At 74.4% G+C, this 24,872-nt stretch carries 22 protein-coding genes; 7 read left to right on the top strand and 15 right to left on the bottom strand.

From position 1 onward, the window contains the following. Positions 1-17: 17 nt before the first annotated feature. The 5 genes from R4Z62_RS04845 to R4Z62_RS04865 all read right to left on the bottom strand — a co-directional run bounded on the left by R4Z62_RS04845 (position 18) and on the right by R4Z62_RS04865 (position 5,416). Positions 18-713 carry a GntR family transcriptional regulator gene (locus R4Z62_RS04845; RefSeq protein WP_018570138.1) on the bottom strand — a complete coding sequence of 232 codons (696 nt, stop codon included), beginning with the start codon at positions 711-713 and terminating at the stop codon, positions 18-20. A gap of 56 nt (positions 714-769) precedes the next feature. Then, positions 770-1,972 (bottom strand): glycosyltransferase, encoded by a 1,203-nt coding sequence (locus R4Z62_RS04850; protein WP_491519213.1) that lies wholly within the window; start codon positions 1,970-1,972, stop codon positions 770-772. Then, positions 1,969-3,102 (bottom strand): glycosyltransferase family 4 protein, encoded by a 1,134-nt coding sequence (locus R4Z62_RS04855; protein ID WP_491519214.1) that lies wholly within the window; start codon positions 3,100-3,102, stop codon positions 1,969-1,971. The genes R4Z62_RS04850 and R4Z62_RS04855 overlap by 4 nt, the downstream gene beginning before the upstream one ends. Positions 3,103-3,279: 177 nt before the next feature. After that, on the bottom strand, positions 3,280-4,698 hold the full coding sequence (locus R4Z62_RS04860) for a HEAT repeat domain-containing protein (RefSeq protein ID WP_491519215.1): 1,419 nt from the start codon (positions 4,696-4,698) through the stop codon (positions 3,280-3,282). Positions 4,699-5,023: 325 nt separating this feature from the next. Continuing rightward, positions 5,024-5,416, bottom strand: a complete 393-nt coding sequence (locus tag R4Z62_RS04865; protein ID WP_018570142.1) for an ankyrin repeat domain-containing protein — start codon at positions 5,414-5,416, stop codon at positions 5,024-5,026. Between the two features lie 345 nt (positions 5,417-5,761). Between R4Z62_RS04865 and R4Z62_RS04870 the strand changes: the two genes are divergently transcribed. Then, complete coding sequence (locus R4Z62_RS04870; RefSeq protein ID WP_018570143.1) at positions 5,762-5,956, top strand: hypothetical protein; 195 nt, start codon at positions 5,762-5,764, stop codon at positions 5,954-5,956. 124 nt (positions 5,957-6,080) lie between these two features. After that, positions 6,081-7,802 (top strand): ATP-binding cassette domain-containing protein, encoded by a 1,722-nt coding sequence (locus R4Z62_RS04875; protein WP_491519216.1) that lies wholly within the window; start codon positions 6,081-6,083, stop codon positions 7,800-7,802. A gap of 185 nt (positions 7,803-7,987) precedes the next feature. Here R4Z62_RS04875 and R4Z62_RS04880 read toward each other — a convergent pair whose 3' ends face one another. Further along, positions 7,988-9,487 carry an SCO1417 family PLP biosynthesis transcription factor gene (locus R4Z62_RS04880; protein ID WP_064531567.1) on the bottom strand — a complete coding sequence of 500 codons (1,500 nt, stop codon included), beginning with the start codon at positions 9,485-9,487 and terminating at the stop codon, positions 7,988-7,990. A 99-nt stretch (positions 9,488-9,586) separates the two neighbouring features. Here R4Z62_RS04880 and yczE point away from each other — a divergent pair, with 99 nt between their 5' ends. From yczE to R4Z62_RS04900, 4 genes are all read left to right on the top strand, one after another. Next, positions 9,587-10,240, top strand: a complete 654-nt coding sequence (gene yczE, locus R4Z62_RS04885) for a membrane protein YczE (RefSeq protein ID WP_491519217.1) — start codon at positions 9,587-9,589, stop codon at positions 10,238-10,240. Beyond that, the gene (locus R4Z62_RS04890) at positions 10,237-11,004 is read left to right on the top strand and encodes a glycerophosphodiester phosphodiesterase family protein (RefSeq protein ID WP_491519218.1); all 768 of its coding nucleotides are present in this window, start codon (positions 10,237-10,239) and stop codon (positions 11,002-11,004) included. The genes yczE and R4Z62_RS04890 overlap by 4 nt, the downstream gene beginning before the upstream one ends. Before the next feature lie 83 nt (positions 11,005-11,087). After that, a complete protein-coding gene (locus tag R4Z62_RS04895; RefSeq protein WP_491519219.1) occupies positions 11,088-12,449 on the top strand; it encodes an MFS transporter in 1,362 nt (453 codons plus the stop codon). Positions 12,450-12,728: 279 nt separating this feature from the next. Next, positions 12,729-13,103, top strand: coding sequence for an RNA polymerase-binding protein RbpA (locus R4Z62_RS04900; RefSeq protein ID WP_003977404.1), 375 nt, complete (start codon positions 12,729-12,731; stop codon positions 13,101-13,103). Between the two features lie 119 nt (positions 13,104-13,222). Here the strand turns inward: R4Z62_RS04900 and fxsA are convergent, their stop codons facing one another. The 4 genes from fxsA to R4Z62_RS04920 form a co-directional block, all read right to left on the bottom strand. Then, positions 13,223-13,786, bottom strand: a complete 564-nt coding sequence (gene fxsA / locus R4Z62_RS04905; RefSeq protein ID WP_491519220.1) for an FxsA family membrane protein — start codon at positions 13,784-13,786, stop codon at positions 13,223-13,225. 82 nt (positions 13,787-13,868) lie between these two features. Then, on the bottom strand, positions 13,869-14,669 hold the full coding sequence (locus R4Z62_RS04910) for a polyprenol monophosphomannose synthase (RefSeq protein ID WP_018570150.1): 801 nt from the start codon (positions 14,667-14,669) through the stop codon (positions 13,869-13,871). Positions 14,670-15,189: 520 nt separating this feature from the next. After that, complete coding sequence (locus R4Z62_RS04915) at positions 15,190-16,794, bottom strand: amidohydrolase (protein WP_491519221.1); 1,605 nt, start codon at positions 16,792-16,794, stop codon at positions 15,190-15,192. A gap of 68 nt (positions 16,795-16,862) precedes the next feature. Then, entirely contained in the window at positions 16,863-17,303 is a 441-nt protein-coding gene (locus tag R4Z62_RS04920; protein WP_018570152.1) for an Lrp/AsnC family transcriptional regulator, read from the bottom strand. A 289-nt stretch (positions 17,304-17,592) separates the two neighbouring features. Here R4Z62_RS04920 and R4Z62_RS04925 point away from each other — a divergent pair, with 289 nt between their 5' ends. After that, on the top strand, positions 17,593-18,033 hold the full coding sequence (locus R4Z62_RS04925) for a hypothetical protein (protein ID WP_491519222.1): 441 nt from the start codon (positions 17,593-17,595) through the stop codon (positions 18,031-18,033). A gap of 225 nt (positions 18,034-18,258) precedes the next feature. Here R4Z62_RS04925 and R4Z62_RS04930 read toward each other — a convergent pair whose 3' ends face one another. From R4Z62_RS04930 to R4Z62_RS04950, 5 genes are all read right to left on the bottom strand, one after another. After that, positions 18,259-19,431, bottom strand: a complete 1,173-nt coding sequence (locus tag R4Z62_RS04930) for an acyl-CoA dehydrogenase family protein (RefSeq protein WP_355482672.1) — start codon at positions 19,429-19,431, stop codon at positions 18,259-18,261. A 350-nt stretch (positions 19,432-19,781) separates the two neighbouring features. Beyond that, positions 19,782-19,937, bottom strand: coding sequence for an SCO1431 family membrane protein (locus R4Z62_RS04935; protein WP_107440583.1), 156 nt, complete (start codon positions 19,935-19,937; stop codon positions 19,782-19,784). A 156-nt stretch (positions 19,938-20,093) separates the two neighbouring features. Then, positions 20,094-21,482: a C39 family peptidase gene (locus tag R4Z62_RS04940; RefSeq protein WP_491519223.1), complete on the bottom strand. Its 1,389-nt coding sequence runs from the start codon at positions 21,480-21,482 to the stop codon at positions 20,094-20,096. Between the two features lie 710 nt (positions 21,483-22,192). Beyond that, on the bottom strand, positions 22,193-23,737 hold the full coding sequence (locus R4Z62_RS04945; protein WP_491519224.1) for an amino acid permease: 1,545 nt from the start codon (positions 23,735-23,737) through the stop codon (positions 22,193-22,195). A gap of 37 nt (positions 23,738-23,774) precedes the next feature. Further along, a complete protein-coding gene (locus tag R4Z62_RS04950) occupies positions 23,775-24,731 on the bottom strand; it encodes a hypothetical protein (RefSeq protein ID WP_064531582.1) in 957 nt (318 codons plus the stop codon). Between the last annotated feature and the right edge of the window lie 141 nt (positions 24,732-24,872).

The raw sequence follows: 24,872 nt of genomic DNA on the forward strand, positions 1-24,872 counted from the left end.
GTGGCCGGTGCGCCGCGCTACGCCGGTGCGCCGACCCGCCGCCGGTACACCTCGACGACCTTGTCCAGCGAGTCGTCGAGGTAGACCGCCAGCTCCTGTTCGGCCGCGTGCCGGTCGCCGCCGCGCAGGATGTCCAGGAGGTGCTGGTTGCGGGTGAGATAGGGCTCGTGCAGCCGCTGCGGGTCGTCCACGACGTGGAAGGCCAGGCGCAGTTCGGCGAAGACGCTGCGCATCAGCTCGTCGGTGCGCTCGCTGCCGGCGAGGGCGACCAGTTCCCGGTGGAAGTGGATGTTGGCGGTGCCGAGCGTCTTCCAGTCGGCCTCGCGCGCGGCCCGCGCACCCTCGGCGACGGCGGCGGCCACGCCGTCCAGGGCGTACGGCGGCTCGCCGAGACCGCGGACGACGGCGCACTCGACCAACCGCCGGGTGCGGTATATGTCCTCGACGTCCTCGACGGTGAGCACCCGCACGAAGACACCGCGGTTCAACTCGTGCACGAGCAGCCGCTCATGGGTGAGCAGCCGGAACGCCTCCCGCAGGGTGTTGCGGGAGACGCCGAGGGCGCCGCCGATACCGTCCTCCGACAGCCGGGTGCCGGGCGGGAAGAAGCCCTCGGCGATCCGGCTCCGGAGGATGTCCGAGACCCGCTCGGCGGTGCTGGTGCGGCCCAGCAGGGCGCGGTCGTCGGCCAAGGGCGTCAGCTGGTCTCCCATGCGCGGAATTCAATCGCAGACAGGAGGACGAGACAACAGGCGTATTGCGGGATCGCTCAACGATCTGCCGCCCTCCGATCCGGCACCTCACGATCCGACGCCTCACGGGCGGGCATCTCACGGGCGGGCGCGGGATGCGCGTCGTGGGCCGCGAGGAAGGCCGCAGCGGCGGCGGGCCAGCCGAAGCGCTCGGCACGCGCGCGTGCCCGCTCGCGCCGCTCCGGCCCGGGGAGCGCGAGCAGGGACGCCACGGCGTCGGCGAACGCCTCGCCGTGGTCGGCCGCCGTGGCCCCGGCCGCTCCGATCACCTCGGACAGCGCGGAGGACGCGCTCGCGACCACCGGAGTGCCGCAGGCCAGCGCCTCCAGGGCGGCCAGCCCGAACGTCTCGGCGGGCCTGGGGGCCAGGCACACGTCGGCGGACGCCTGGAGTGCGCTCAGCAGCTCCCGGTCCCCGACGTGCCCGAGGAGGACGACCGGCAGGCCACGCGCACGCGCGCGGTGTTCCAGGCGGCCGCGCAGCGGGCCGTCCCCGGCGATCACCAGCACCGCCCGCTCTCCACGCCGCCGCAGTGCCTGGAGGGTGTCCAGTGCGGTGCCCGGCCGCTTCTCCACCGACAGCCGCGAACACATGAGCAGCAGCGCCTCGTCCCCGCGCGCGTACCGGGCGCGCAGCCCGGCGTCGTACCGCCCGGGATGCCGTTCCGCCAGGTCCACCCCGAGGGGGGCGCGGACGACGTTGCGCGCGCCGATCCGGCGGAACTCGCGCTCGGCGAACCCGGTGGTGCACACGACCCGCGCGTAGGCGTGCGCGGTACGGGTGTTGGCGGCGTCGGCGGTGCGCCGGGCCAGTTGCTCGGGCACGCCCCAGGTGCGCAGCACCCCGTCGGCGCTCTCGTGGGAGACCATGACGGCCGGGATCCGGGCCCGCCGCGCCCACCGGCCGGTCCAGCGCAGGGTCGTGCGGTCACAGACCTCCAGGCGGCCGGGGGCCAGCTCCTCCAGGAGGGCGGCCAGCCGCCGGCGGTCGGTGAGCACGCGGTAGCCGCCGGTGCCGGGCAGCGGCGGTCCGGGCAGAGTGATCACGCGGCCCTGTGCGGTCTGCCGGTCGGTGTGCCGGTCGGCGGGCACGATCAGGACCGGTTCGTGGCCGGCCGCCCGGTAACCCTTGCCGAGCTCGCGCAGCGCGGTGCGCAGTCCGCCGGAGGCGGGGGTGACGAAGTTCGCGAGCCGGACGATGCGCAGCGGCCCGGCGGTCATGCCGCCACCGCCGTGCGCCGGGCCGCGAGCACGTCCTCGTAGTGGCCGATGAGCCGGTCGCCGACGGCGGTCCAGGTGCGGCCCTCGACGGCCGCGCGGCCGGCCGCCCCGTACGCGGCGCGCCGGGCGGGCGAGGCGGCCAGCGCGTGGACCGCGTCGCGCACGGCCACGGCGTCGCCCGGCGGGACGAGCAGCCCGGTGCTGCCATGGGCGACGAGGTCGAGGGGGCCGCTGGCGGCGGGCGCCACCACCGGCACCCCGCTGGCCATGGCCTCCTGCACGGTCTGGCAGAACGTCTCGAACGGGCCGGTGTGCACGAAGACGTCCAGCAAGGCGAAGTACCGGGCCAGCTCCGGGCCGGTGCGGGGGCCGGCGAAGAAGGCTCCCGGCAGGGCGCCGGCCAGGTGCGGCCCGCTGGGCCCGTCCCCCACGACCACCACCCGGACCCCGGCCAGGCGGCAGACCTCCGAGAGGAGCCCGACCCGCTTCTCGGGGGCGAGCCGGCCGACGTAGCCGACGATCAGTTCACCGTGCGGGGCGAGCGCGCGGCGCAGGGCCCCGTCCCGGTGGCCGGGGTGGAAGCGGACGGTGTCGACGCCGCGCGGCCAGAGCCGGACGCGGGGCACACCGTGGGCGCGCAGGTCGCGCACGGCCGCGCCGGAGGGGGCGAGGGTGCGGTCGGCGGCCGAGTGGACGGCGCGCAGCCGCCGCCAGGCGGCGGCCTCGCCGGTGCCCACGTAGGTGCGGGCGTATCCGGCGAGGTCGGTCTGGTAGACGGCGACGGCCGGGATGCCCAGGCGGGCGGCGGCGGCCATGCCCCGCGCGCCGAGCACGAAGGGCCCGGCCAGATGCACCAGGTCGGCGCGGTGTGCGGTGAGCGCCGCCGCGACCCGCCGGCTGGGCAGGGCGACACGGACCTGGGGGTAGCCCGGGAGTGGCAGGGAGGGGATCCGGACGGTGCGGACGCCGGGGCACTCCCCGGTCCGGCCGGGGCCGCCCGAAGCGGTGGCCGGGGCCACGACCAGCGGGCCGTGGCCGCGTTCGGCGAGGTGGCGGGCGGTCTGGTGGGCGCAGTGGGCCACGCCGTTCACATCGGGCGGGTAGGACTCGGTGACGATGACGACACGCATACCCGGGTTGTCGCCGGGCCGGACGTGGACGCGTCGACGTCGATCTGTCCGGCCGGGGAACGTCCCGTGAGCGTTGGACGGCGCCTCCGGGCGGCGGTGCGCCGGGCCTGCTCCGGGAGCCCCGGCCGGACGCGGCCCGGAGACTCCGGGAGGACGCGCCGGGCCCCCGCGGGCCGCTCACCCCGTGGCGACGTCGGGCTCGATCCTGCTGCGTACGGCGGTCTGGACCTCGGCCTCCTCGGCCGGGTCGGCGGCGAGCCTGCGCAGTTGCTCGACGACGCGCAGGTCGGCGGTCTCGGCGTTCCGTGCGGCCACCTCGCGGGTGCTCTCCTCGCAGTCCCACAGGCATTCGACGGCGAACCCGGCGGGGAAGGAGGGGTCGGTCGCGGCGAGCGCGCGGGCCGCGCGGCCGCGCAGATGGGAGGAGGCGGTCTCGCGGTAGACGTGCCGCAGCACGGGGGCCGCACAGGCGATGCCGAGCCGTCCGGTGCCGTCCACCAGGGTCCACAGGGTGGGCGCGTCGGGTCCCTCGCCGCGTACCGCCTCCCGCAGGGCGGCCAGGACGAGGGCGCGGTCGCCGGCTCCGCCCCGGCAGGCGAGCATGCGTCCGGCGGCGGCGCCCAGCGGGTCGGGGCGGCCGGCCCAGGCGCGCGCCCGGTCGACCGCGGCGACGCTGCGCATGCGTTCGAAGGCGTCGACGGCCGCCTCGACGACGGCGGGTGTGCCGTCGGACACGGCCGTCTCGATCAGGGCGAGGGTGTCGGGGTCGTTGCCGTCGGCGAGATAGCGCAGGGCGGTGCAGCGGGCGCCGTCGGTGCCCTGCCGGGCGGCCCGGAGGATCTCGGGCCGGTCGTCGGGGCCCGCCACGGCGGCCAGGCAGCGGGCGGCGGGGACATGGAGGGCCGCGCCGCGTTCGGCGCCCTGCTGGGCCCACTCGAACACGGCTCGTACGCTCCAGCCCGGCCGGGGTCCGGTGGGGCTCAGCTGCCGCTGCCAGCGGTCGAAACAGCCGGTCTCGTGGGCGACGCGCACCCGGCCGGCGATCGCCGGGCGGGGATCCTCGGCCCACAGCCGCCACGGCCGGGGCTCGAAGGCGTCGCGGACGGCGGCGGCCAGTGCGGCCTCGCCCTCGGCGTCGGCGGAGAAGCGGGCGAGGACGGGCGCGGCCAGGGCGCGCAGGCCCGCGTCGTCGTCCCGCAGCGCCAGCTCGTCCAGGGCCCACGCCCAGTTGGCGCCGACGGCGGCGTACCGGCGCAGCAGGGCGAGCGCGTCGCGGCGGCCGTAGGAGGCGAGGTGCCCGAGGACGGCGAGGGCGAGTCCGGTGCGGGACTCCTCGGTGTCCAGGGCGTCCTCGGGGTCGAACAGGTGCGCCTCGATCGCGTCCAGCTCACCGCCGAGGTCGAGCAGGAGCCGGGCGTAGTACAGGGAGCGGTTCTCCACCTGCCAGTCGTGGCGGGGGTCGCGCAGCACGCAGTGGTTCAGTGCCGCGAGCGCCTCGGCGCGGGGGGCGGTGAGCGCGTGCAGTGTGCCGTCGCCGCGGCCCCGCTGGAGCAGGCCGAGCAGCGTGCCGCTGGGCGCTATGACCGGATCGAACATGGGAAACAGCCTCACATCAAGCGTCGACGCAACCGGGGAACACGCACTAGCTGGCCGCGTGACAACACGTCGGGGTACCCGCCGTCTCTGGCTTGCTGTAGACCATCTTCCTCTGCCTCTCGTCGGTGGCCCATACGGGCCGCGTCACGGCCCGCGCGGTGCGGCAACACCTGCCCAGCCGTCGCGTCCGTGAATCACGACGTCATGATGGCCCGGTGTCTGCGCTGCCGCGACCGAAATTTCCGGCGGCCCTGTACCGCCTCCCCCGTTTTCCGTGCCGTCGCCGGTGGGCGGGCCCCTCCCGGTTGTCGGGGGCCCGCCGCGCTCACTGCCGGCCGAACAGTTCCAGCAGCTCCGTGCGGCCGAACATGCGGGCCGTGTCGAGCGCCGACGGCGTGCCCGCCGCCGGGTCGGCACCGCTCTCCAGCAGGGCTTCGATCACACCCTGCTCGCCCTTGAAAACCGCTCCCGCGAGGGGCGTCTGACCGCGGTCGTTGACGCGGTCGGCGTCGGCGCCGCGGGCCAGCAGGGCACGGACCGCGTCGGCGTGGCCGTGGTAGGCGGCGAGCATCACGAGGGAGTCGCCCCGGTCGTTGGTGAGGTCGGCGGGGACACCCGCGTCGACGTACGCGACGAGCGCCTCGGTCCGCCCCTGCCGGGCCAGATCGAAGATCTTGGTCGCCAGCTCCACGACCTCGGGGTCGGGGGCTTCACTCATCGGGCGGACCACCTCTCGCTGCGGGCTTCGGGGACTGTGGGTGACTGCTGGTGACGTGCGGGGAGCAAGCGTACGGCCGTGAGCGGTGCTCGGCCGTACGGGTGAATCGACAGGGTACTGGCTCGTCCGGTGCGCGACGCGCCGTACCGGAGGTGAAGATCGCCGCGGGCGGCGGCGCCGTCGCCGCCCCGGACACGGCACCCGGGACCGGGTCCGGGACCGGGTCCGCCGACCGGGGGCGATACAGAGCATTTCACCCGGTTGCACCTTTTGTCATACAGATACATGCTGTGATCCTGGAAGGACTCAGGGTGACCGTCCCCCTTCGACACCAGGAGATCTCACATGATCCTCTCCATCTCAGGCGTCGTCCTGTTCGGCGTCATCGGCTTCGTCTTCTTCCGCAAGGACGGGCTCAAGCCCTCCCACGCGTGCGTGTCGACGCTGTTCGGCTTCTACCTGGCGAGCACCGCGATCGCGCCGAGCATCCGGGCCGGCGGCGAGAGCCTGGCCAGTCTGCTCGGCGGCATGCGGTTCTGACGCCCGCCCCGAGGACGTCCAGGATCCCGCGACCCCCGCGGTCCCCGAGGACTTCGCCCCCGGCCCGCTCCGTCCACGTGCCGGGGGCAACCCGGTCTCCCCTACGCACTCCCAGGAGGCAGCAGTGGCCCGGCGCCCCCTCCCCCGCATTCTGAGCACAGGCGGCGCGCAGCTCGCCCGGAGCCGGGAGCTGGCCCGGACGGCGGCCGACAGCGCCACGGACATCCTCCATCCGCTGATCACCATCGCCCGGGGTCTGGGCCGGCTCGCCGCGGCCGGCCGCCGCCGATGGGCGGAGACCCCCGGGGACCGGCGGGGACCGCTGCTGTTCCTGGTGGCCGCGGTGATCCTCACGGTGGCCCTGGTGCCGTACGGACCGCTGCTGGCCGCCCTCGTGGTGACCGCGGCCGCGGCCTGGCACGGACGCGACCGGACCCCGCCCGGACCCGACCCCGCCGAGGAGTCGCGCAACCAGCGCCTGAGCACGCTCTACGAGGCCCTGGTCCCGTACTTCTCCACGGCCGAGGACCCGTCCCCGCTGTACGCGCACGGCGGGGAGTGGCAGAAGGCGTTCCCCTCCTCCGCCTTCGACGACTCCGGCCGCCTGCGCCGGCTGCTGATCCGCTACCCGGCCTACTTCACCGACGGCGAGGCGGAGTCACGCGCGCGGATCGAGCATCTGCTGACCGCCAAGGCGGGCCGCGACCGGGAGTATCTCTTCGGCTGGAACGAGGAGGGCAACGAGCTGTCCCTCACCGCGCTGGATCCGCTGCCCACCGGCATCGCCGCCCAGCGGTTCGTCACCGCGCCCGGCGAGACGGTGCTCGGCTTCACCGACCCGAGCGAGGTGCAGCGCACGCTCCCCCTCACCTACGGCGAGGAGCAGCACGACGTGCCGCCGGTCGTCTGGCGCACCGGGCTGCGCTCCACCGAGCCGCATCTGCTGGCCATGGGCCAGCCGGGCAGCGGCACCTCCACGCTGCTGCGCTCGCTCGCCCTCCAGGCGCTCCGGCACGGCGACGTCGTGATCGTCGACGGCGGCGGCACCGGTGAGTACGCCTGTCTGACCGGCCGGGACGGCGTGCTCGCCGTCGAGTGCGGGCTGTCGGGGGTGCGGACGAGCCTGGAGTGGGCGGCCACCGAGACCGAGCGGCGGCTGATCGCCGTCAACCGGGCGCGGCAGGCCGGCCACCCGCCGCCGGCGGACACCAGGCGCCCGCTGTGGCTGCTGCTGGACCGGCCGACCGCGTTCACGCACCTGGCCGCGGCGGACGGCCGGGAGGACCCGCAGGCGCTGCTCCAGGTGCCGCTGCGGCACGGCCGCGCGGTCGATGTCACGGTCATCGTCGCCGAGCAGTTCGACAGCGCGGAGGCGCTGAGCGACGCGCTGCGCCAGCACACGCGCGCGCGTGTCGTGCTCGGGCCCGCCACGGCGGAGCAGCTCAAGGCAGTGCTCGGGGCGCCGCCCCACACCACGCCGCCGCCGGTCGTGCCGCCCGGACGCGGGTACGCCCGGCTGGGCACCGGGCCCGTGCACCGGCTCCAGGTGCCGGCGACCCCCGACCCGTACGACGACTCCGCCGGGGACGCGCTGCGCACGGCCGTGCAGGATCTGCTGCCGCCGAAGACCACACCGGCGGACGGCGAGACGGTCCCGGAGCCTCCGGAGGCGGTGGCCAGGTCCGCGAAGTCCGCCCGGTTCACCAAGTCCGTGCGGGCGGCCGAGGCGGCGGAGGCGGCCGGGACGGAGACGGCGGACACGGAGGGGACGGAGGGGACGGAGGCGGCGGCGGAAGCGGTCGAGGAAGCGCTGGCGCCGGAGGCGGCCGTGGGCGAGCCGTCCTGAGCCGCCGGGCGGCGGCCTTCCCCGGCCGCGTCCGGGGACGACTCACCGCCCCCGCAGGCACCCGACTCCACCACCCGGACCGACTCCACCACCCGGACCGCCGCCTCCTTCGCGACCGCCCCGCCACGGCGCACGGCAGCCGGATGCCCTCCCAGCTACGCAACCAACGCGCCCCGCCCCACGCGCTACGCCACGAACGTCCGCGGCGACTCGCCGCCCCCGGAGGCACCCGACTCCACCAGCCGGGCCGCCGCCGCCAGGCGGATCGCCGCCTCCTCCGCGACCGCTCCCGTCACGGTGAACGGCAGCCGGACATATCCCTCGAAGGCGCCGTCGACACCGAAGCGCGGCCCGGAGGGGACGCGGACGCCCACCCGCTCCCCCAGTTCCGCCAGGCGCGAGCCCGACAGTCCGCCCGTGCGCACCCACAGGGTCAGACCGCCCCGGGGGACCTCGAACTCCCAGGCGGGCAGCTCGCGGCGGACCGCCGCGACCAGCGCGTCGCGGTTGTCGCGGGCCTGGGCCCGGCGGAGCTCGACGGCCTGCTCCCAGCCGCCGGTGCCGAACAGCCAGTTGACGGCGAGCTGTTCCAGCACCGGGGTGCCCAGGTCGGCGTAGGCCCGCGCGGCGACGAGGCTGCGGATCACGTCGGGCGCGGCGCGCACCCAGCCGATCCGCATGCCCGCCCAGAACGCCTTGCTGGCGGATCCCACGGTGATCACCGTGGACCCGGCCGGGTCGAAGCCGCACACCCGCCGCGGCATCTCCACACCGGGATCGAGGTGCAGCTCGCTCATGGTCTCGTCGACGACGAGCACCGTGCCCGCCGAACGGGCCGCCTCCACCAGGCGGCGCCGCTGGTCCTCGTCGGCGAGGGCGCCGGTCGGGTTGTGGAAGTCGGCGACGACGTAGGCGATCCGGGGCGCGGCCTCCCGCAGCACCTGGCGCCAGCGGTCGACGTCCCATCCGGTCAGGCCCTCGGCCATGGCGACGGGCACCAGCCGGGCGCCCGCCTCGCGCATCAGCTGGAGGATGTTGGCGTAGGAGGGCGACTCCACGGCGATGCGCTCGCCCCGGCCGCCGAAGAGGTGGCAGATCGCGTCGATGGCGCCCATGGCCCCGGTGGTGACCATGATCTGCTCCGGCATGGTCGGGATGCCGAGGGCGGTGTAGCGGTCGGCGATCATCGCGCGCAGCGCGGGCAGCCCCGCCGGATAGTCGCCGTGGGTGTGCGCGTAGGGCGGCAGTTCCTCCAGGGCGCCCTGCACGGCGCGGGTGAGCCAGGGCTCGGGCGCGGGCAGCGCGGCGGTGCCCAGGTCGATCATCGAGCCCAGGGCCTCCGGCGGGAGGGGTTCGAGCCCGCGCGCGGGCAGCGGGTTCCCGGCCGGGACGGCGGTCCAGCTGCCGGCCCCGCGCCGGGACTCCAGGAAGCCCTCGGTGCGCAGCGCCTCGTAGGCGGCGGCGACGGTGGTGCGGCTGACGGACAGGGCCAGGGCCAGTTCGCGCTCGGCGGGCAGCCGGGCGGCCACGGGGACGCGGCCCTCCAGGACCAGCAGTCGGATGCCGTCCGCGAGTGCCCGGTAGGCGGGCGGGCGGCGGGAGCCGGGCCCCGCCGGCCGGTCCTGCTGGGAGCTGAGCTGCCGGGCGAGCTGCGCCGCGCCCACCGCAGAAGTCCACTGCGCCATGCAGACCAGTCCACCTTCCCCGAATTGGCCATGGATGGGTCTCTTCCCCACGCCACAGAGTGTCACGCGTCAGTCCACTTCCACCATCAGGGGGGCACTTTGTCCACGCCGGACCGCCTCGGGCGGCGCCTCGTCCAGCTCTACGCGGGTCTCGCGCTGTACGGCGCCAGTTCCGCGCTCCTCGTGGAGGCCGGACTCGGCCTGGAACCCTGGGGCGTACTGCACCAGGGCCTGGCCGAGCTGACCGGGCTCACGATCGGAGTGGTGTCGATCGCGGTGGGGGCGGTGGTGCTGCTGCTGTGGATCCCGCTGCGCCAGCGGCCCGGCCTCGGCACCGTCTCCAACGTGTTCGTCGTCGGACTGGCCATGGATGGCACCCTCGCCCTGGTGCCGGACGCGCACACCCTGGCGGTGCGGATCCCGGTGCTGGTGGCGGGCGTCCTGCTCAACGGCGTGGCGACGGGCCTGTACATCTCCGCCCGCTTCGGGCCCGGCCCCCGGGACGGGCTGATGACGGGGCTGCACCGGCGCACCGGCCGGTCGATCCGGCTGATGCGCACGGCCGTCGAGGTGGCGGTGGTGGCCACCGGCTTCGCCCTCGGCGGCACCATCGGCGCGGGCACCGTGCTGTACGCGGTCTCCATCGGGCCGCTGGCCCAGTTCTTTCTGCGCGTCTTCGCCGTGCCCGGGGCTCCCGGCAGCGGCGCCGCCGTTGCCGCTGGTACACCCGAACGGGTGATACTGCGTCCGTGACCACGCATGTACGCCACCCCTATCTCGACCATCCGGGCCCGATCGCCTTCGCGCACCGCGGCGGGGCGGCCGACGGCCTGGAGAACACGGCGGCCCAGTTCCGGCGGGCGGTGGAGCGGGGCTACCGGTACATCGAGACCGATGTGCACGCCACCGCCGACGGACGTCTGGTCGCCTTCCACGACGCGACGCTGGACCGGGTGACCGACGGCGCGGGCCGGATCGCCGAGCTGCCGTGGCGGGAGGTGAGCCGGGCGCGCGTGGCGGGCCGCGAGCCGGTCCCGCTCTTCGAGGACCTGCTGGCCGCCTTCCCCGAGGTGCGCTGGAACGTCGACGTCAAGGCGGAGCCCGCGCTGCTGCCCCTGCTGGACGTGCTCGACCGCGCGGACGCCTGGGGGCGGGTGTGCGTCGGATCGTTCTCCGAGGCGCGCGTGGTGCGGGCGCGGCGGCTGGCGGGACCGCGCCTGGCCACGTCGTACGGCAGGCGCGGGGTGCTGGAACTGCGGCTGCGCTCCTGGGGTGTGCCGCTCGTGCCGCGCCGCTCGGCGGTGGCCGTGCAGGTGCCGGTGTCCCAGTCGGGCGTCCCGGTGGTCGACCGGCTGTTCGTCCGCGCGGCGCACGCGCGGGGGCTGCACGTGCATGTGTGGACGGTCAACGAGGCGGAGGAGATGCAGCGGCTCCTGGACCTCGGTGTCGATGGCATCATGACCGATCACATCGACACGCTGCGTACGGTCCTTCAGGAGCGGGGCGTCTGGGTCTGAGCCCGGCGCGTCCGGGTCCCGGGCGGCGCGGCGGCAGCGGCGGGGAGGCGAGGGCGCGAGTGGGTACCGGCACCGTGGGGGCCATGGGCGTCCCCCCTGGGCGGAGCACGGCGGCCTCCCCCGAGGACGGCGACGGCGCCGCGCGGCGGCGCGAGCAGCACGGCTGGTACTTCTACGACTGGGCCTGCTCCGTCTACTCGACCAGCGTGCTCACCGTGTTCCTCGGGCCGTACCTCACCACGGTGGCGCGGGCCGCAGCGGACGCCGACGGGTATGTGCACCCGCTGGGCGTCCCGGTGCGGGCCGGGTCGTTCTTCGCGTACTGCGTCTCGGTGTCCGTGGTGGTCGCGATCGTGCTCATGCCGATGGCGGGCGCCGCGGCGGACCGCACCGGCCGCAAGAAGCCGCTGCTGGCGGCCGCCGCCTATGTGGGCGCGGCGGCGACGGCGGGCCTGTTCTTCCTGGACGGCGACCGCTATCTGCTCGGTGGCGGGCTGCTGATCGTGGCCAACGCCTCGGTCGCCGTCTCGATGGTCCTCTACAACTCCTATCTGCCGCAGATCGCGGCCCCCGACGAGCGCGACGCGGTCTCCTCCCGGGGCTGGGCGTTCGGCTACGCGGCCGGGTCGCTCGTCCTGGTGGCGAATCTGGTGCTGTTCACCGCGCACGACTCCTTCGGGGTGTCCGAGGCGATGGCGGTGCGCATCTGCCTGGCCTCGGCGGGGCTGTGGTGGGGCGTCTTCACCCTCGTGCCGCTGACCCGGCTGCGCGACCGGCGCACGGACCGGCCGGCGCCGTCCGGGCGGCACGGCTGGCGTCAGTTGGCGGCCACGGTGCGGGACATGCGCGGCAAGCCGCGCACGCTGGCCTTCCTGCTGGCGTACCTCGTCTACAACGACGGCATCCAGACGGTGATCTCGCAGGCGTCGGTGTACGGCTCGGAGGAACTGGGACTCGGCCAGTCGACGCTGATCACGGCGGTGCTGATGGTGCAGGTGCTGGCGGTGGCCGGGGCGCTCGGGATGGGACGGCTGGCCCGGGTGCACGGGGCCAAGCGCACGATCCTCGGGTCGCTGGCCGCCTGGACGGTGATCCTGGCCGCCGGGTTCTTCCTGCCGGCCCGCGCGCCGGTGTGGTTCTTCGTGCTGGCGGCCGGGATCGGGCTCGTCCTCGGCGGCAGCCAGGCGCTGTCCCGGTCGCTGTTCTCGCATCTGGTGCCGCCGGGCAAGGAGGCGGAGTACTTCTCGGCGTACGAGATGAGCGACCGGGGGATGAGCTGGCTGGGGCCGCTGCTGTTCGGGCTCACCTATCAGCTGACCGGGAGCTACCGGGACGCGATCGTCTCGCTGGTGGTGTTCTTCGTGATCGGGTTCGCGCTGCTCGCGCGGGTGCCGGTGGGGCGGGCGATCCGGGACGCGGGGAATCCGGTGCCCGACCGGATTTAGCACTGAGGGCGAAAGCGCTGTAGTGTACGCGTTTGGCCTGCCAGGCGTACCGTTACTGCGCGTCAAAGATGCCGAAACGCTGGGTGACATCTCCTTGCAGATGTGACAAACCGGGCGCCGGTGGGTACTGCACTGGTTGACAAGGCTGCGGCTACGACGGCGACACATGACCCGGAACGGGACATCGGAACGGGAATCTTTACCGCCGACCGGACGTTGACCGGATGACGACGACAGCGACACCTGTCCTGTGGGCGACAAGCCCGGGAGGCACGATTCATGAGTGAGCGAGCTCTTCGCGGCACGCGCCTCGTGGTGACCAGCTACGAGACGGACCGCGGCATCGACCTGGCCCCGCGCCAGGCCGTGGAGTACGCATGCGAGAAGGGACATCGCTTCGAGATGCCCTTCTCGGTCGAGGCGGAGATCCCGCCGGAGTGGGAGTGCAAGGTCTGCGGGGCCCAGGCACTCCTGGTGGACGGCGACGGCCCGGAGGAGAAGAAGGCCAAGCCGGCGCGTACGCACTGGGACATGCTGATGGAGCGGCGCACCCGCGAGGAGCTCGAAGAGGTCCTCGAGGAGCGTCTCGCCGTGCTGCGGTCCGGGGCGATGAACATCGCTGTTCATCCCCGGGACAGCCGCAAGAGCGCGTAGTCCCGCGTGGCGTGAGCCGGTTACCAGCGCACCCCAAGCAGGACGGGCGCCGTACGTGATCCACGTACGGCGCCCGTCCTGTTCTGTTCTCCGGGGCGTGCCCCGGCCGGGCGGCCCGGTCAGCGGTTCAGCGGCGGGCGCTGCTCGCGCGGGGCGTCGCCGGGCCGGTCGTCCCTGATGACCTCGCCCTGGACGACCTTGCCGTCGGGGCGGTGCATACGGGCCTGCTGGAAGGCGTCGCCCAGGGTGCCCGGACCGACCGTGCGGAGCCTGCGCTCCACCGTGCGCTCGGCGAGGCGGCCGACGGCCCGCTGGACCGGCGGGAGAAGCAGCAGCAGACCCGCCACGTCCGAGATCATGCCGGGGATCATCAGGAGCAGGCCGCCCAGCATCATCAGGCCGTTGCCCCCGCGCCGGTCGGAGGGGGCGGTGCCGCGCTGGAGCGTCTCGTTGAGGTTCTGGAAGGCGCGGCGGCCCGCCCGCTTGATCACCACGGCGCCGAGCACGAAGGCGGCCACCAGCAGCAGGAACACGGTCAGTCCGTCGGCCGCGCCCGCCACGAGCGTCAGCAGCCAGATCTCCAGCACCAGCCACACGGCCACGCCCAGCGGCAGGAACCTGCGCAGCCGCGAGCGCCGGGGCCTGGTGGTGGAGTGCGGGGAGGTCGGAGCGCCTGTCGTCATACTCCCAGTGTGCCTGGGCCCGGCTCAGCACGGGATAAGCGGGTGCCCACGGCCGGACGGGGGCGGGCACCGGCGCCGGACCCTACGAGCGGGTGCCGCCGCCCCGGCCGGTGAGCTTGGTCACGCGCTCCCCCACGCCCCAGGAGGTGACCCGCCACAGGGCCTCGGCGACGATGTCGCGGCTCATCTTGGAGTCGCCGAGCTCGCGCTCCACGAAGGTGATGGGCACCTCCACGACGTGGAAGCCGGCCCGGATGGCGCGCCGGGCCAGGTCGACCTGGAAGCAGTACCCCTGGGAGGCCACCTCGTCCAGGCCGAGACCCTCCAGGGTCTCGCGCCGGAACGCCCGGTAGCCGCCGGTCACGTCGCGGATCGGGACGTCCAGCATGAGCCGCGAGTAGGTGCTGCCGCCGCGGGAGAGGAACTCGCGGGACTTGGGCCAGTTGACCACGCGCCCGCCCGGCACCCAGCGGGAGCCGAGGACCAGGTCGGCGCCCTTGAGGGCGGTCAGCAGCCTGGGCAGTTCCTCGGGCTGGTGGGAGCCGTCGGCGTCCATCTCGACCAGCACGCCGTAGTCGCGCTCCAGGCCCCAGCGGAAGCCCGCGAGATAGGCGGCGCCGAGCCCTTCCTTGCCCTTGCGGTGCAGGACGTGGACGCGCCCGTCCTCCCCGGCCAGCTCGTCGGCGAGCTTGCCGGTGCCGTCGGGGCTGTTGTCGTCGGCCACGAGGACGTGCGCCTCGGGAACGGCCTTGCGGACCCGGCCCACGATCGACTTGATGTTCTCCGCCTCGTTGTAGGTCGGAATGATCACCAGTGCCGTACCGAGCGGACCGAACCGCCTCTCCTTGGCCCCAGCCGCGAGGGTGCCGTCGCCGTGGTTCACTGCTGCCCCTTCATGTCCGTACGCAGGGGACCACCATAGTGGCCACGGCCTGGGCTGATGCGACGCGACGTGCATTCCGGGGTGTCGGTTCCGCCGGAGTGGGGTAAGAATCCTCTTTTTCGCAGAGAGGGCCCGGCGCCCTTCGGGCCGACCTGGGACCCGCTGGCTGCGGATCGACCGAGAGCCGTTGTCTACTGAGCGACCGGGCCCCACCCGGGTCACACCTCGCCGACCGCCCGGAACGTTCCCCCGCCGACGCGGACGCTGAGCCTGGCTCCCAGCGACGGTGACCCGGTGCGGCACACCGTCCCTGACCCAGCGGCGCTGCGACGCGGGTACGGACGTTCCCCGGCCGTGCGTCCGGTGGTGGACCCGGCAGAACCTACCGGCCACCTGCCGTCGCCTGTCAAACACGGATCTGACCTGCCCGGACGGCCCCATCGGTGCGCCGGGTGCCGAGGATGCGCAGGTCGCGCGACGGGGCGGCGGGCGATCACCGCCGCCGCGCCGCCCCCGTAGATCACTCGCCCGGCCGTACGAAGACGGTCCGGCCGCCCACCACCGTCCGCAGGCAGACGGGCAGTTCGCGGCCCGCGCCGAGGTCGGGCAGGCCCGGGGTGCCCGAGCGCGGGTCGGTCGACCAGCGGGCGACCCGGTCGTCGGGGGCCTGGACGACCAGCTCGCCGGTGCGCCACACGGCGTAGTCCGCGGGCGCGCCGGGCACCAGGACACCGGCGTCGTCACGGCCGGTCGCGCGCCAGCCGCCGCGGGTGTGGGCGGTGAACGCGGCCCGCACCGAGATCCGGTGCTCGGGTGTGCGGTGGAAGGCCGCCGCCCGCACGGTGCCCCACGGGTCCAGCGGGGTGACGGGGCTGTCGGAGCCCAGGGCGAGCGGGACACCGGCGCGCAGCAGCGCGGCGAACGGGTTCAAGGTGCGTGCCCGCTCGGGGCCGAGCCGCCGGGCGTACATGCCGTCCTCGCCGCCCCACAGCGCGTCGAAGGCGGGCTGCACGGACGCGGTGAGCCCCAGCTCGGCGAAGGCCGCGATGGTCTGCGGGGTGAGCATCTCGGCATGCTCGACGCGGTGCCGGGCGGCGCGCACGCGGGCCAGGCCCACCTTCTCGGCGGCGGCGCGCATCCCGTCCACGACGGCGGAGACGGCGGCGTCGCCGATGGCGTGGAAACCGGCCTGGAGGCCGGCCTCCGTGCAGGCGGCGACGTGGGCGGCGACGGCGTCCGCGTCGAGGTAGGAGGTGCCGGTGCTCCGGGCGTCGGCGTACGGCGCGTGCAGACAGGCGGTGTGCGAGCCGATGGAGCCGTCGACGAAGAGGTCCCCGGCCGCGCCGAGCGCCCCGAGGCGGCGTGCCTTGTCGACGTCCTCCTCGGCCCAGTAGCCGACGACCCGGGGGCCGGGCTCCTCGGCGGCGAGGGCGAGCAGGCCGGTGAAGTCGTCCTCGGAGGAGATGTCCGGGCCGCCGCACTCGTGGACGGAGCCGATGCCCAGGGAGGCGGCGCGGGCGAGCGCGGCGCGCTGCGCCGCGGTGCGCTGGGCGGGCGTGACGGCGCCGAACGCGGCGGCCCGCACCGCGTGGTGGGCACCGGCGGTCAGCGGGCCGTCCACGGGCCCGGAGACGGCCGGTACCAGGTCGAGGAGGGCGGTGGTGACGACCGCGGAGTGGACGTCGATCCGGCTGAGGTAGAGCGGGCGTCCGCCGGTGGCCTCGTCGAGCTCCGCGCGCGTGGGCGGGCGCCCGCCGGGCCAGCGGGCCGCGTCCCAGCCGTGGCCGAGCAGGACCCGGTCGCCGGGGCGGGCGGCGGCGAACTCGCGCACCCGGGCCAGGGCCGCCTCCAGGGAGGGCGCGTCGGACAGGTCGAGGCCGGTGAGCGCGAGACCGGTGCTCGTGGTGTGCACATGGGCGTCGGTGAACGCCGGGGTGACCAGGGCGCCGTCCAGGTCGACCACCTCGTCGACACCGTCCGCGAAGGCGTCGGCGGCACCCTCGGAGCCGACCCAGGCGACATGTCCGGCCTCGACGACCATGGCGGTGGCGAACGGGTCGGCGGGACTGTGGACCTCGCCGCGGCGGAGGAGGACGGTCTGCGGTTCGGCGGTGCGCTCACTCATGCGCCCCAGTCTCGCGCCTCACCCGCGCGCTCCCGCACGCAGGGCCGGTGCCCCGCGTGCCGGGCCGCTCAGATCCGCGGGGGGCGCGCCTCGTAGGGGGTCGACAGGACCACCGTGGTACGCGTCGACACGCCCGCCAGGGTCCGCACCCGGGCCAGCAGCTCCTCCAGTTCGTGCGGGGTGGCGACGCGCACCTTGAGGATGTAGTTCTCGTCGCCGGCCACGCTGTGGCACGCCTCGATCTCGGGCACACCGGCCAGGCGGTCCGCGATGTCGTCGGGGGCGCTGGGGTCGAAGGGTTTGACCGAGATGAAGGCGGTCATGGGCAGCCCGACGGCCTCGGCGTCGACGACCGCGGCGTACCCGCGGATGACGCCACGCTGTTCGAGCCGCCGCACCCGCTGGTGCACGGCAGACGTGGACAGGCCCGTGGCCTTGCCCAGGTCGGTGTAGCTCATCCGCCCGTCCTTGACGAGCAGCTGCACGATCTGTCGGTCCAGCTCCTCCATGGCGCAAGAACCTACAGTGCGGTTGATCTCTCCGGATACCTCGGCGGCCCGGGTCGCGCCGCCTTCGGGCCCGGTCGGCCCGGGATCCGTCCGGCAGGGGGCGCCAGCCGGGGCGCACCGGAGGACAAACGGGACGCGGCGGGCACCTGTGCGTGGCATGTGACCAACGCCACAAACAGCCGGACGCGCTTCGTGATGTCCTCGTGATTACCGCCGAGACCGGACGGGAAGTGCTTGCTGTGGTCGAGGCCGCAGCGCCTTCACGGCCCAGCCTTAGGGGGAGAATCCCATGCAGAGTCTTAAGCGCCCTGGTCGTTCCGTGCCCAAGCGGCAGCAGCCGGTGAGCGAGCCCCAGCCGGAGGGCGTCGAACCGGACGAGTTCGGCGAGGACTTCGACACCTACGACACCTTCGAGATGTTCCGGGTGGTCTGCCCGGAGTGCGCGCAGCCCATCGCGCTGCTGGCGGACGAGGAGATCCTGCCGGAGCACGCGCTGTGCGCCTCGCCGTGGAACCCGTTCGGCCTCACCGTCTGCGCCGGCACCGGCCGCAACGCCACGGAGGCCCGGCCCGCGGACGAGTCCGCCGGACCCCAGGAGCAGCAGACCGCCCTGCTGCTGACGCTCCCGCAGGGGCTCGACTGGCGGATGCAGCCCTTCTCGCACGTCGGCGGTCCGGGCTCGCGCCCGATGCGGACGGCCGCGCCGGCGATGCGCCGCCAGGCCGCCTGAGCGGCCGGGCGCCGCCCGGCCTCGGCCTCCGCCGCTCTTCGCCCTTCTTCGCTTCTCTTCACCGCTGTCCACGGCCGCCGCGGCCTTCCGCGGCACCTTCCCGTGCCATGGGCGCGCAACGGCGCGCCCTGGTGCGGGGTCCGTGCGCCCGCGCGCGCTGCCGGGGCGCGGCTGCCCCTGACGGGCCCGGACGGCGGCTCGCCGCCGGACCCCGCCCCGGGCGGTTCAGCGGGTCTCGGGTCCGGCCACGTGCCGGGCGACGACCATGCGCTGGATCTGGTTGGTGCCCTCGACGATCTGGAGCACCTTGGCCTCGCGCAGATAGCGCTCGACCGGGAAGTCCGCGGTGTAGCCGTATCCGCCGAGCACCTGGACGGCGTCGGTGGTCACCTTCATCGCCGCGTCCGTGCAGAACAGCTTGGCCATGGCGGCCTGCCGGGAGAACGGCTTGCCGGCGTCGCGCAGCCGGGCCGCCGCCAGATAGAGCGACCGGCCCGCCTCGATCTGGGTCGCCATGTCGGCGAGCATGAAGCGCAGCCCCTGGAAGTCGGCGATGGGCCGCCCGAACTGGTGCCGGTCGGTGGCGTACCCGACCGCCTCGTCCAGGGCCGCCTGCGCCACGCCTATGGCGCAGGCCGCGATGCCGAGCCGTCCCGAGTCGAGCGCGGCCAGTGCGATGGCGAAGCCCTGGCCCTCCTCGCCGAGCCGCCGGTCGTCGCCCACCCGCACCCCGTCGAGGTGGAGCTGCGCGGTGGGCGAGCCCTTCAGGCCCATCTTCTTCTCCGGCGCGGCGGCGCTCAGCCCTTCGGCGTCGCCGGGCACCAGGAAGGCGGTGATCCCGCGCGGGCCGGGTCCGCCGGTGCGGGCCATGACCGTGTAGAAGTCGGCGATGCCACCGTGGGTGATCCAGGACTTGGTGCCGCTGAGCACCCAGCCGTCGCCGTCGCGGACCGCCTTGGTGCTGAGCGAGGCGGCGTCGGAGCCGGCGGCGGGTTCGGACAGGGCGTAGGCACCGAGCAGTCCGCCGCCGAGCATCGCGGGCAGGTGCTCGGCGCGCTGCTCCTTGCTGCCGTACGTGGCGAGCCCGTAGGCGGCCAGGGTGTGCACGCTCAGGCCGAGGCCCACGGTGAGACGGGCCGCCGCCAGCTCCTCCAGGACCTGGAGGTAGACCTCGTAGGGCTGCTCGCCGCCGCCGTGCTCGGCGTCGTAGGGCAGGCCGAGCAGGCCGGAGCGGGACAGCAGGCCGAAGACCTCGCGCGGGAAGCGTCCGGCGTCCTCCTCCTCGGCCGCCTTCGGGGCGATCTCGCGCTGGGCGATGTCGCGGACGAGCGAGATCAGCTCCCGGGCCTCGTCCGTGGGCAGTTGCCGGTCCACCGGCTGCGGGGCGCGGTCGGGCATGGCGACGCTCTCCTCCCTGTCGGGCACTGGCGGACAGCACCCTGTGGGGCGGCTCCGCCGGGGGTCTCCTCGGGCCTGCCGACGGCTGCCCTCCCGGGTCGCGGGAAGCGGCTGACCAGCGGCTGTGCGCTGTGAGTATGCCCGATCAGAGGCATGGAGTCACCGGTTAACGACCGCTTACTTCAAGAAAGGCCGAACCACGTTCCCGCGAGCCGGCGGATCGGCGCCCGGCAGGGGTGCGGCAAGGGTGTCCCTGCGGGCGGGCAAGGGTGTCCCTGCGGCCGGGCAGGAGTGGACCGGCGGCCGGACAGGGGCCGGACGGAAAAGGCAGCGGCGGGAGTGCGGGCGGGTCAGAGGAGACCGAGCTGGGCCACGAGCATGGCGATCACGACGACCAGCGTCCAGCCGAGTACGTGTTCGACGATCTTGGCGCCGTCGCCGTCGTCCTGGGGGCCGCCGGTGCGGACGCGGGCGGGTGCGGCGGCGGTGGCCGATGGAGCGCTCATGATCTCTCGCAGGGTCTGACGGGCCGGGTGGACTCCCCCGCGGGCACTGCGCCCGCCTCCCGTCCACCTTGCCACCGCCGGCGCCCGCGGCGGCGGTGGGCTTGGTCACAGGAAAGGCCCCGGTCGCCCGGGGCCTTCGCGCGCGTGAGCCGCCGGTCAGCGCACGCCCACCGCCTGGAGCGCCCGGCGCCTGCGCGGGGAGAGGCGCACGGGGAAGTACAGGTAGCAGACACCGCCGCTGCCGGAGACGACCTTCCCGGCGTCGTTGTGGCGCTTGGTCCTGAGCCAGATGTTCTCGAACTCACGGCGCCGGTAGACGCGCCGTACCGCCTCGTCGCCGGGAGAGGCCGGGTCGTTCGCGATCACGTCCCCCTCGGCGGTGAAGCCGACGACCGTCATCAGATGGCCGGAAGTGCCGTAACCGGCGCCGGTCAGCTCGGACTTGAGGAAGGACTGGGACGTGACGACCGGGAGACCGGCGGCGATCAGCGTCTCCAGGTCGGTGAGCGAGCCGAGCCGGGTGACCACGCCCTGGAGGCCGGCGAACGTCGCGGCGTAGGCCGCGTTGAAGGGCCAGTTGCCGCACCCCTCGTACTGGCTGTCGTAGGTGGAGCGGGCCGCGTGGCAGACCTGCGGGTCGGTGTAGGACGGGTCGACCCAGGCCAGTTGGGCGGGGGTGAGCCGGCCGCCCAGGTACTCCACGGCCATCTGCGAGGAGGTCGGGCTGCACCACGCCTCGCCGCCGTTGTCGTACTGCGGGTACTGGCCCGCGTGGATCTCCTGCGAGTAGCGCGGGACGCCGAGTTCCGTGCCCACGGCGCCGGGTGCGGAGGCGGGGACGGTGAAGCGGTCGGGCACGTCTGAGCCCATGGCGCCGACCCGGTGGACGGTCGGCGTGAGACGGGTGCCGGGCCTGCGGTACAGGGTGAGCCGCAGCCGGTAGGCGGCCAGGCGCAGACCGGAGGCCGGGTCGTCCACGGAGAGGGTGTCCGTCCAGACCGTGCTTCTGCCGTCGCTCTGGTCGTCGACGGAGGTCCGCTTGATGTCCTGGTCACCGGCGGCCCAGCGGCCCATCACGTACCAGGGGGTGTCGGTGCCGTCGGAGTACGTGCCCCGCAGCTCCGCCTGGAGCCAGGTGCCGGGCGGGGTGTGCGCGTTCCAGGAGGCGATCGCCTCGGTGGCGGGGACGGCGAGGCGGTGGCGCGGGCCGGTCCAGGTGGCGTACTCCCACGGGGCGGTGGTGCCGGTGTGCGGGTCGGTGTAGTCGGTGGTGCCCGCCGGGGCGGCGATCTCCAGGCCCGCGCGGGGGCCGGGCGACACCCGGGTGCCGTGCCCGGCGCCGCCGCGCCAGTCGCTGTACGTCGTCCAGGCGCGGTAGTCGACGGGGCGGGCCGGGGTGCGGCCGGCGCCGGAGAGGATGCCGGGGCCGGCGGAGTCCGCCGGACCGCGCGGTGCGGCGGCGGCCGGGGTGACTGTGCCCGTCACGGCGGCGGCGACCGCGGCGGCCAGGACGGATCGGCGGGAGGGTTGTTCGAGTCCGCTCATGGGTGGAAGACCCCCAGGTGTCCGAGTCGGGGCGGGTGACCGGTCCGTGCACGGGATGCGCCCACTATGGCGGCGGCGACCGCCTCCTGCCAGCACTTCGTCGCACGCCACGCCCAGCAATATTGGTCTCCACCACTGGCATGGGACGCGCATCGGCGCAGGTCGGGGACTCGGGTGGGGATGGCACCGCGGGACGCCCCGGGGTGACCCGGATGCCGAGGGGTGCCCCGGGGTGCCGGAGCCGGAGGCGGGGGCCGGCGCCTCCGGTGGGCCGGGGGCCGGGGCACGGGTCCGGAGCCGGGGGCCGGCGCCTCCGGTGGGCCGAGGACCCGGGGCCGGGGGCCGGGGCCCGGCGCCCTCAGGACCGCGCGGGCCCGGCCGGGCCACCCGGGGCCGCGCAGGCCGAGCCGGGGCCGACAACCCGGCACCGGACAGCCCTGGGCACCGTCCCGGAGGCGCCGCCCCGGACCGGAGCCCGGACGGACGGCGCCGTCTCCGGCCGGTGGTCCGACGAGCGGCCGACCGCAGGGTCCACCCGGGCTTTCGCGGGACTCCGCTCGACGGGACCCCGCTCGGCAGGCCCCCGCAGGGCCGGGGGCCTCCGGTCCCGCCCGTCCCGCCCGCTCACCCCGCGATCAGGGCCCGGTCCACCGGGGAACCGGGTCCGGCGCGGTGCCCGCCGGATCCGCCGGGCACCCGTGAGCGCCCCCTCAGATCAGGTCCATCGCCGCGACCTCGTCCGGGCGGCCGTAGCTGACCGGGCCCTGGAAGCGGCGGCGGGCCGTGGCGAACCACCAGACGGTGGCGACGAGCAGGACCACGCCGAGGGCGATCGGGGCGTAGTTGAAGGAGTCGGCGGTGATCGGCGACGCCTGCGGGAGCATGAACAGGATGCTGCTCAGCGCGATCCAGGTGACGGCCACGACACCGACCGGGCGGCTCCAGCGGCCCAGGTGCCAGGGGCCCCGCTGGAACTCGTCGCCCAGGCGCAGCCGGAGCAGGATCGGGACGGCGTAGGCGAGGAAGAGCCCGACGACGTTGACGCTGACGATGGCGGTGAAGGCGGTGTGCGACCACCAGCCGGGCAGGATCAGCGCCAGCGAGCAGGCGACCGCCAGCCAGACCGCCTTGACGGGGGTGCGGGTGCGCGGGGAGACCGAGTGCCACCAGCGGGAGCCGGGCATGGCGCCGTCCCGGGAGAAGGCGAAGATCTGCCGGGTGTTGCTGGTGAGGTTGGCCAGTCCGCAGAAGAGCATGGCCCCGATGACGATCAGCAGCAGCGCCTTGGCCGTGCCCAGGCCGAGCGCGTCGATGAGGATCTGGACGGGTGGCGCGTCCGTGCTCGCCACATGCGCGTAGTCCCGAGTGCTGTAGACGAGCGCGAGCATGAGGATCAGGCCGGTGATCGCGGAATAGCCGATGGCGCGGACGATGCCCCGGGGCGCGTTGACGGTCGCCTGCACGGTTTCCTCGGACATGTGGAAGCTGCCGTCGAAGCCGGTGAAGGTCCAGCTGGTGACCAGCAGACCGAGGAGCCCGCCGTAAAGTCCGCTTGTGAAACCGGTGTTGTTCGCGAAATGCGTGACGAACGACGCCGGACGGTGATGATCGGGGACGGCGATCAGCGCGGTGACGATGACCACCATCCCGATCAGCAGCCACCACACGGAGATCCGGTTCAGTACCGCGACCAACTGCACCGTGAAGGTGTTGGCGAGCCCCTGGAGCACGATGATGAGCGCGGTGATCAGCACCGTCTGGTGGGCGGTCGGCCGGTAGTCGGACCACTGGAGCGCGATGAACGCCTGGATGAAGGTGGCCGCCGCGTACCCGGTGGCCGCGGTGCCGCCCACCTGGCCGACGAAGTTCAGCCAGCCGGTGTACCAGGACCAGGCGCCCTTGTGCCGGCGGGCGAGTTTGCCCGCCGAGAAGTACAGCGCGCCGCTCGTCGGATAGGCGGAGGCCACCTCGCCCATGGCAGCGCCGACGAAGAGCACCATGACGGAGACGCCGATCCAGCCGAATACGAGAATGCGGGGGCCGCCCGCGTTCATTCCGAATCCGAAGGACGAGAAAATACCGGAGATTATATTGATGATGGTGAAGGAGATCGCAAAATTGTCGAATGCCTTGAAACGGCGGGTGAGTTTTCTCGGATAACCCATCGCGTGCAGGGTCGCGTCGTCGTCGAACGCGCCCGGGGCGGCGGCTGCGCCACGGTTTCTCGCACGTGGGAGCTGTATCCGTTCCGACACGGTCGGCCTCTCTCTCGGTGGGGGGTCGGACAAGGGTTCAGGGGGAGGTCGGCACCGGCAGGCCGCAGGCCCGCCGCGCCCGGGACAACTGCTCCACGGGGTCGCCGAAGACGCACCACGGCATCCGGGATGCGTAGGGGCCCATGGCGGTGAGCACCGCACGGGCCTCGAACTCGCAGCCGGCCAGGACCAGCGCATGCGCCAGATAGGCCAGGTCCAGCACCGGTGTGAACCGGTAACCGGCCACCGCGGGCAGCCAGTTCCGGTAGATCGCCAGCGCGGCGGAGCGCCACTGCGGCTGCTCCCAGACCCGGTCGGCGAGCAGTTGCGAGGGGTCGTAGCTCTCCACCAGCGCGACCAGCGGCAGCAGCCGCAGCGCCGAGTCGGCGGGCGCGCGCTGGCTCAGGAAGGCGGCCACGTCCCAGGCCGCGTTGACCGAGCCGCCGTGCCGGGTGAAGAAGAAGGCCAGAAATCGGTGGTGCGCCTCGCGGTGCCAGGGGTCCAGGGAGAGGATGTGCGCGAACAGCCGCCAGGGTCCGGGCGGAGCCGTCAGCAGGCCCTGCGGCGCGGGGTCGCGCAGCCGGTGCAGCCGGGCCATGGCCAGCTTGGCCGCATAGGGCGTGGGGTCGGCCGGGTCCACCGCCGAGGCCCGGTCGCAGGCCGACAGCGCTATCCGCTCCAGCGCGGCGGCCCGCTCGTCGCGGGCGTCGGCCGCGCGCAGCGCCCGGTGCACCGCCACCCGCGCCCAGACCAGGGCGGATTCGGGGCCGGGTTCCTCGGCCAGCCAGCGTTCGGCGAGATCGGAGTCGGCGGCCTCCGAGGCCAGCACCAGGGAGCGGTGCGCCCGCAGCCCGAAGTCGGCGCGTGTCTCGGCGAGAGCCGTACGGGCACTCGCCCAGCGGCCGGCCCGGATGTCCACGCACACACTCGCGAGTACGCGGTCGTCCGCCGCCGGGTGCCAGACGTACTGCCCGTCGAATAACCCAGCGGTCATCTTCCCCCTGCCGTTCCCGCACGATGCCTCACGGTGCGCTCACGGCACTTTACTCAGCACGAGGCACAACCGGAACGCGATTCTCGACATGTTCGTCCCGTGATTGCCGGTGCGGCGAGGGGGACTTGAGGGTGTTCCGAC

The sequence above is a fragment of the Streptomyces sp. PL-25 genome (genome assembly GCF_058344915.1).

Coding starts and splice junctions, on each gene's coding strand:
- R4Z62_RS04845 (WP_018570138.1), bottom strand. CDS start 713: ATGGGAGACCAGCTGACGCCCTTGGCCGACGACCGCGCCCTGCTGGGC.
- R4Z62_RS04850 (WP_491519213.1), bottom strand. CDS start 1,972: ATGACCGCCGGGCCGCTGCGCATCGTCCGGCTCGCGAACTTCGTCACC.
- R4Z62_RS04855 (WP_491519214.1), bottom strand. CDS start 3,102: ATGCGTGTCGTCATCGTCACCGAGTCCTACCCGCCCGATGTGAACGGC.
- R4Z62_RS04860 (WP_491519215.1), bottom strand. CDS start 4,698: ATGTTCGATCCGGTCATAGCGCCCAGCGGCACGCTGCTCGGCCTGCTC.
- R4Z62_RS04865 (WP_018570142.1), bottom strand. CDS start 5,416: ATGAGTGAAGCCCCCGACCCCGAGGTCGTGGAGCTGGCGACCAAGATC.
- R4Z62_RS04870 (WP_018570143.1), top strand. CDS start 5,762: ATGATCCTCTCCATCTCAGGCGTCGTCCTGTTCGGCGTCATCGGCTTC.
- R4Z62_RS04880 (WP_064531567.1), bottom strand. CDS start 9,487: ATGGCGCAGTGGACTTCTGCGGTGGGCGCGGCGCAGCTCGCCCGGCAG.
- R4Z62_RS04895 (WP_491519219.1), top strand. CDS start 11,088: ATGGGCGTCCCCCCTGGGCGGAGCACGGCGGCCTCCCCCGAGGACGGC.
- R4Z62_RS04900 (WP_003977404.1), top strand. CDS start 12,729: ATGAGTGAGCGAGCTCTTCGCGGCACGCGCCTCGTGGTGACCAGCTAC.
- fxsA (WP_491519220.1), bottom strand. CDS start 13,786: ATGACGACAGGCGCTCCGACCTCCCCGCACTCCACCACCAGGCCCCGG.
- R4Z62_RS04915 (WP_491519221.1), bottom strand. CDS start 16,794: ATGAGTGAGCGCACCGCCGAACCGCAGACCGTCCTCCTCCGCCGCGGC.
- R4Z62_RS04920 (WP_018570152.1), bottom strand. CDS start 17,303: ATGGAGGAGCTGGACCGACAGATCGTGCAGCTGCTCGTCAAGGACGGG.
- R4Z62_RS04925 (WP_491519222.1), top strand. CDS start 17,593: ATGCAGAGTCTTAAGCGCCCTGGTCGTTCCGTGCCCAAGCGGCAGCAG.
- R4Z62_RS04930 (WP_355482672.1), bottom strand. CDS start 19,431: ATGCCCGACCGCGCCCCGCAGCCGGTGGACCGGCAACTGCCCACGGAC.
- R4Z62_RS04935 (WP_107440583.1), bottom strand. CDS start 19,937: ATGAGCGCTCCATCGGCCACCGCCGCCGCACCCGCCCGCGTCCGCACC.
- R4Z62_RS04940 (WP_491519223.1), bottom strand. CDS start 21,482: ATGAGCGGACTCGAACAACCCTCCCGCCGATCCGTCCTGGCCGCCGCG.
- R4Z62_RS04950 (WP_064531582.1), bottom strand. CDS start 24,731: ATGACCGCTGGGTTATTCGACGGGCAGTACGTCTGGCACCCGGCGGCG.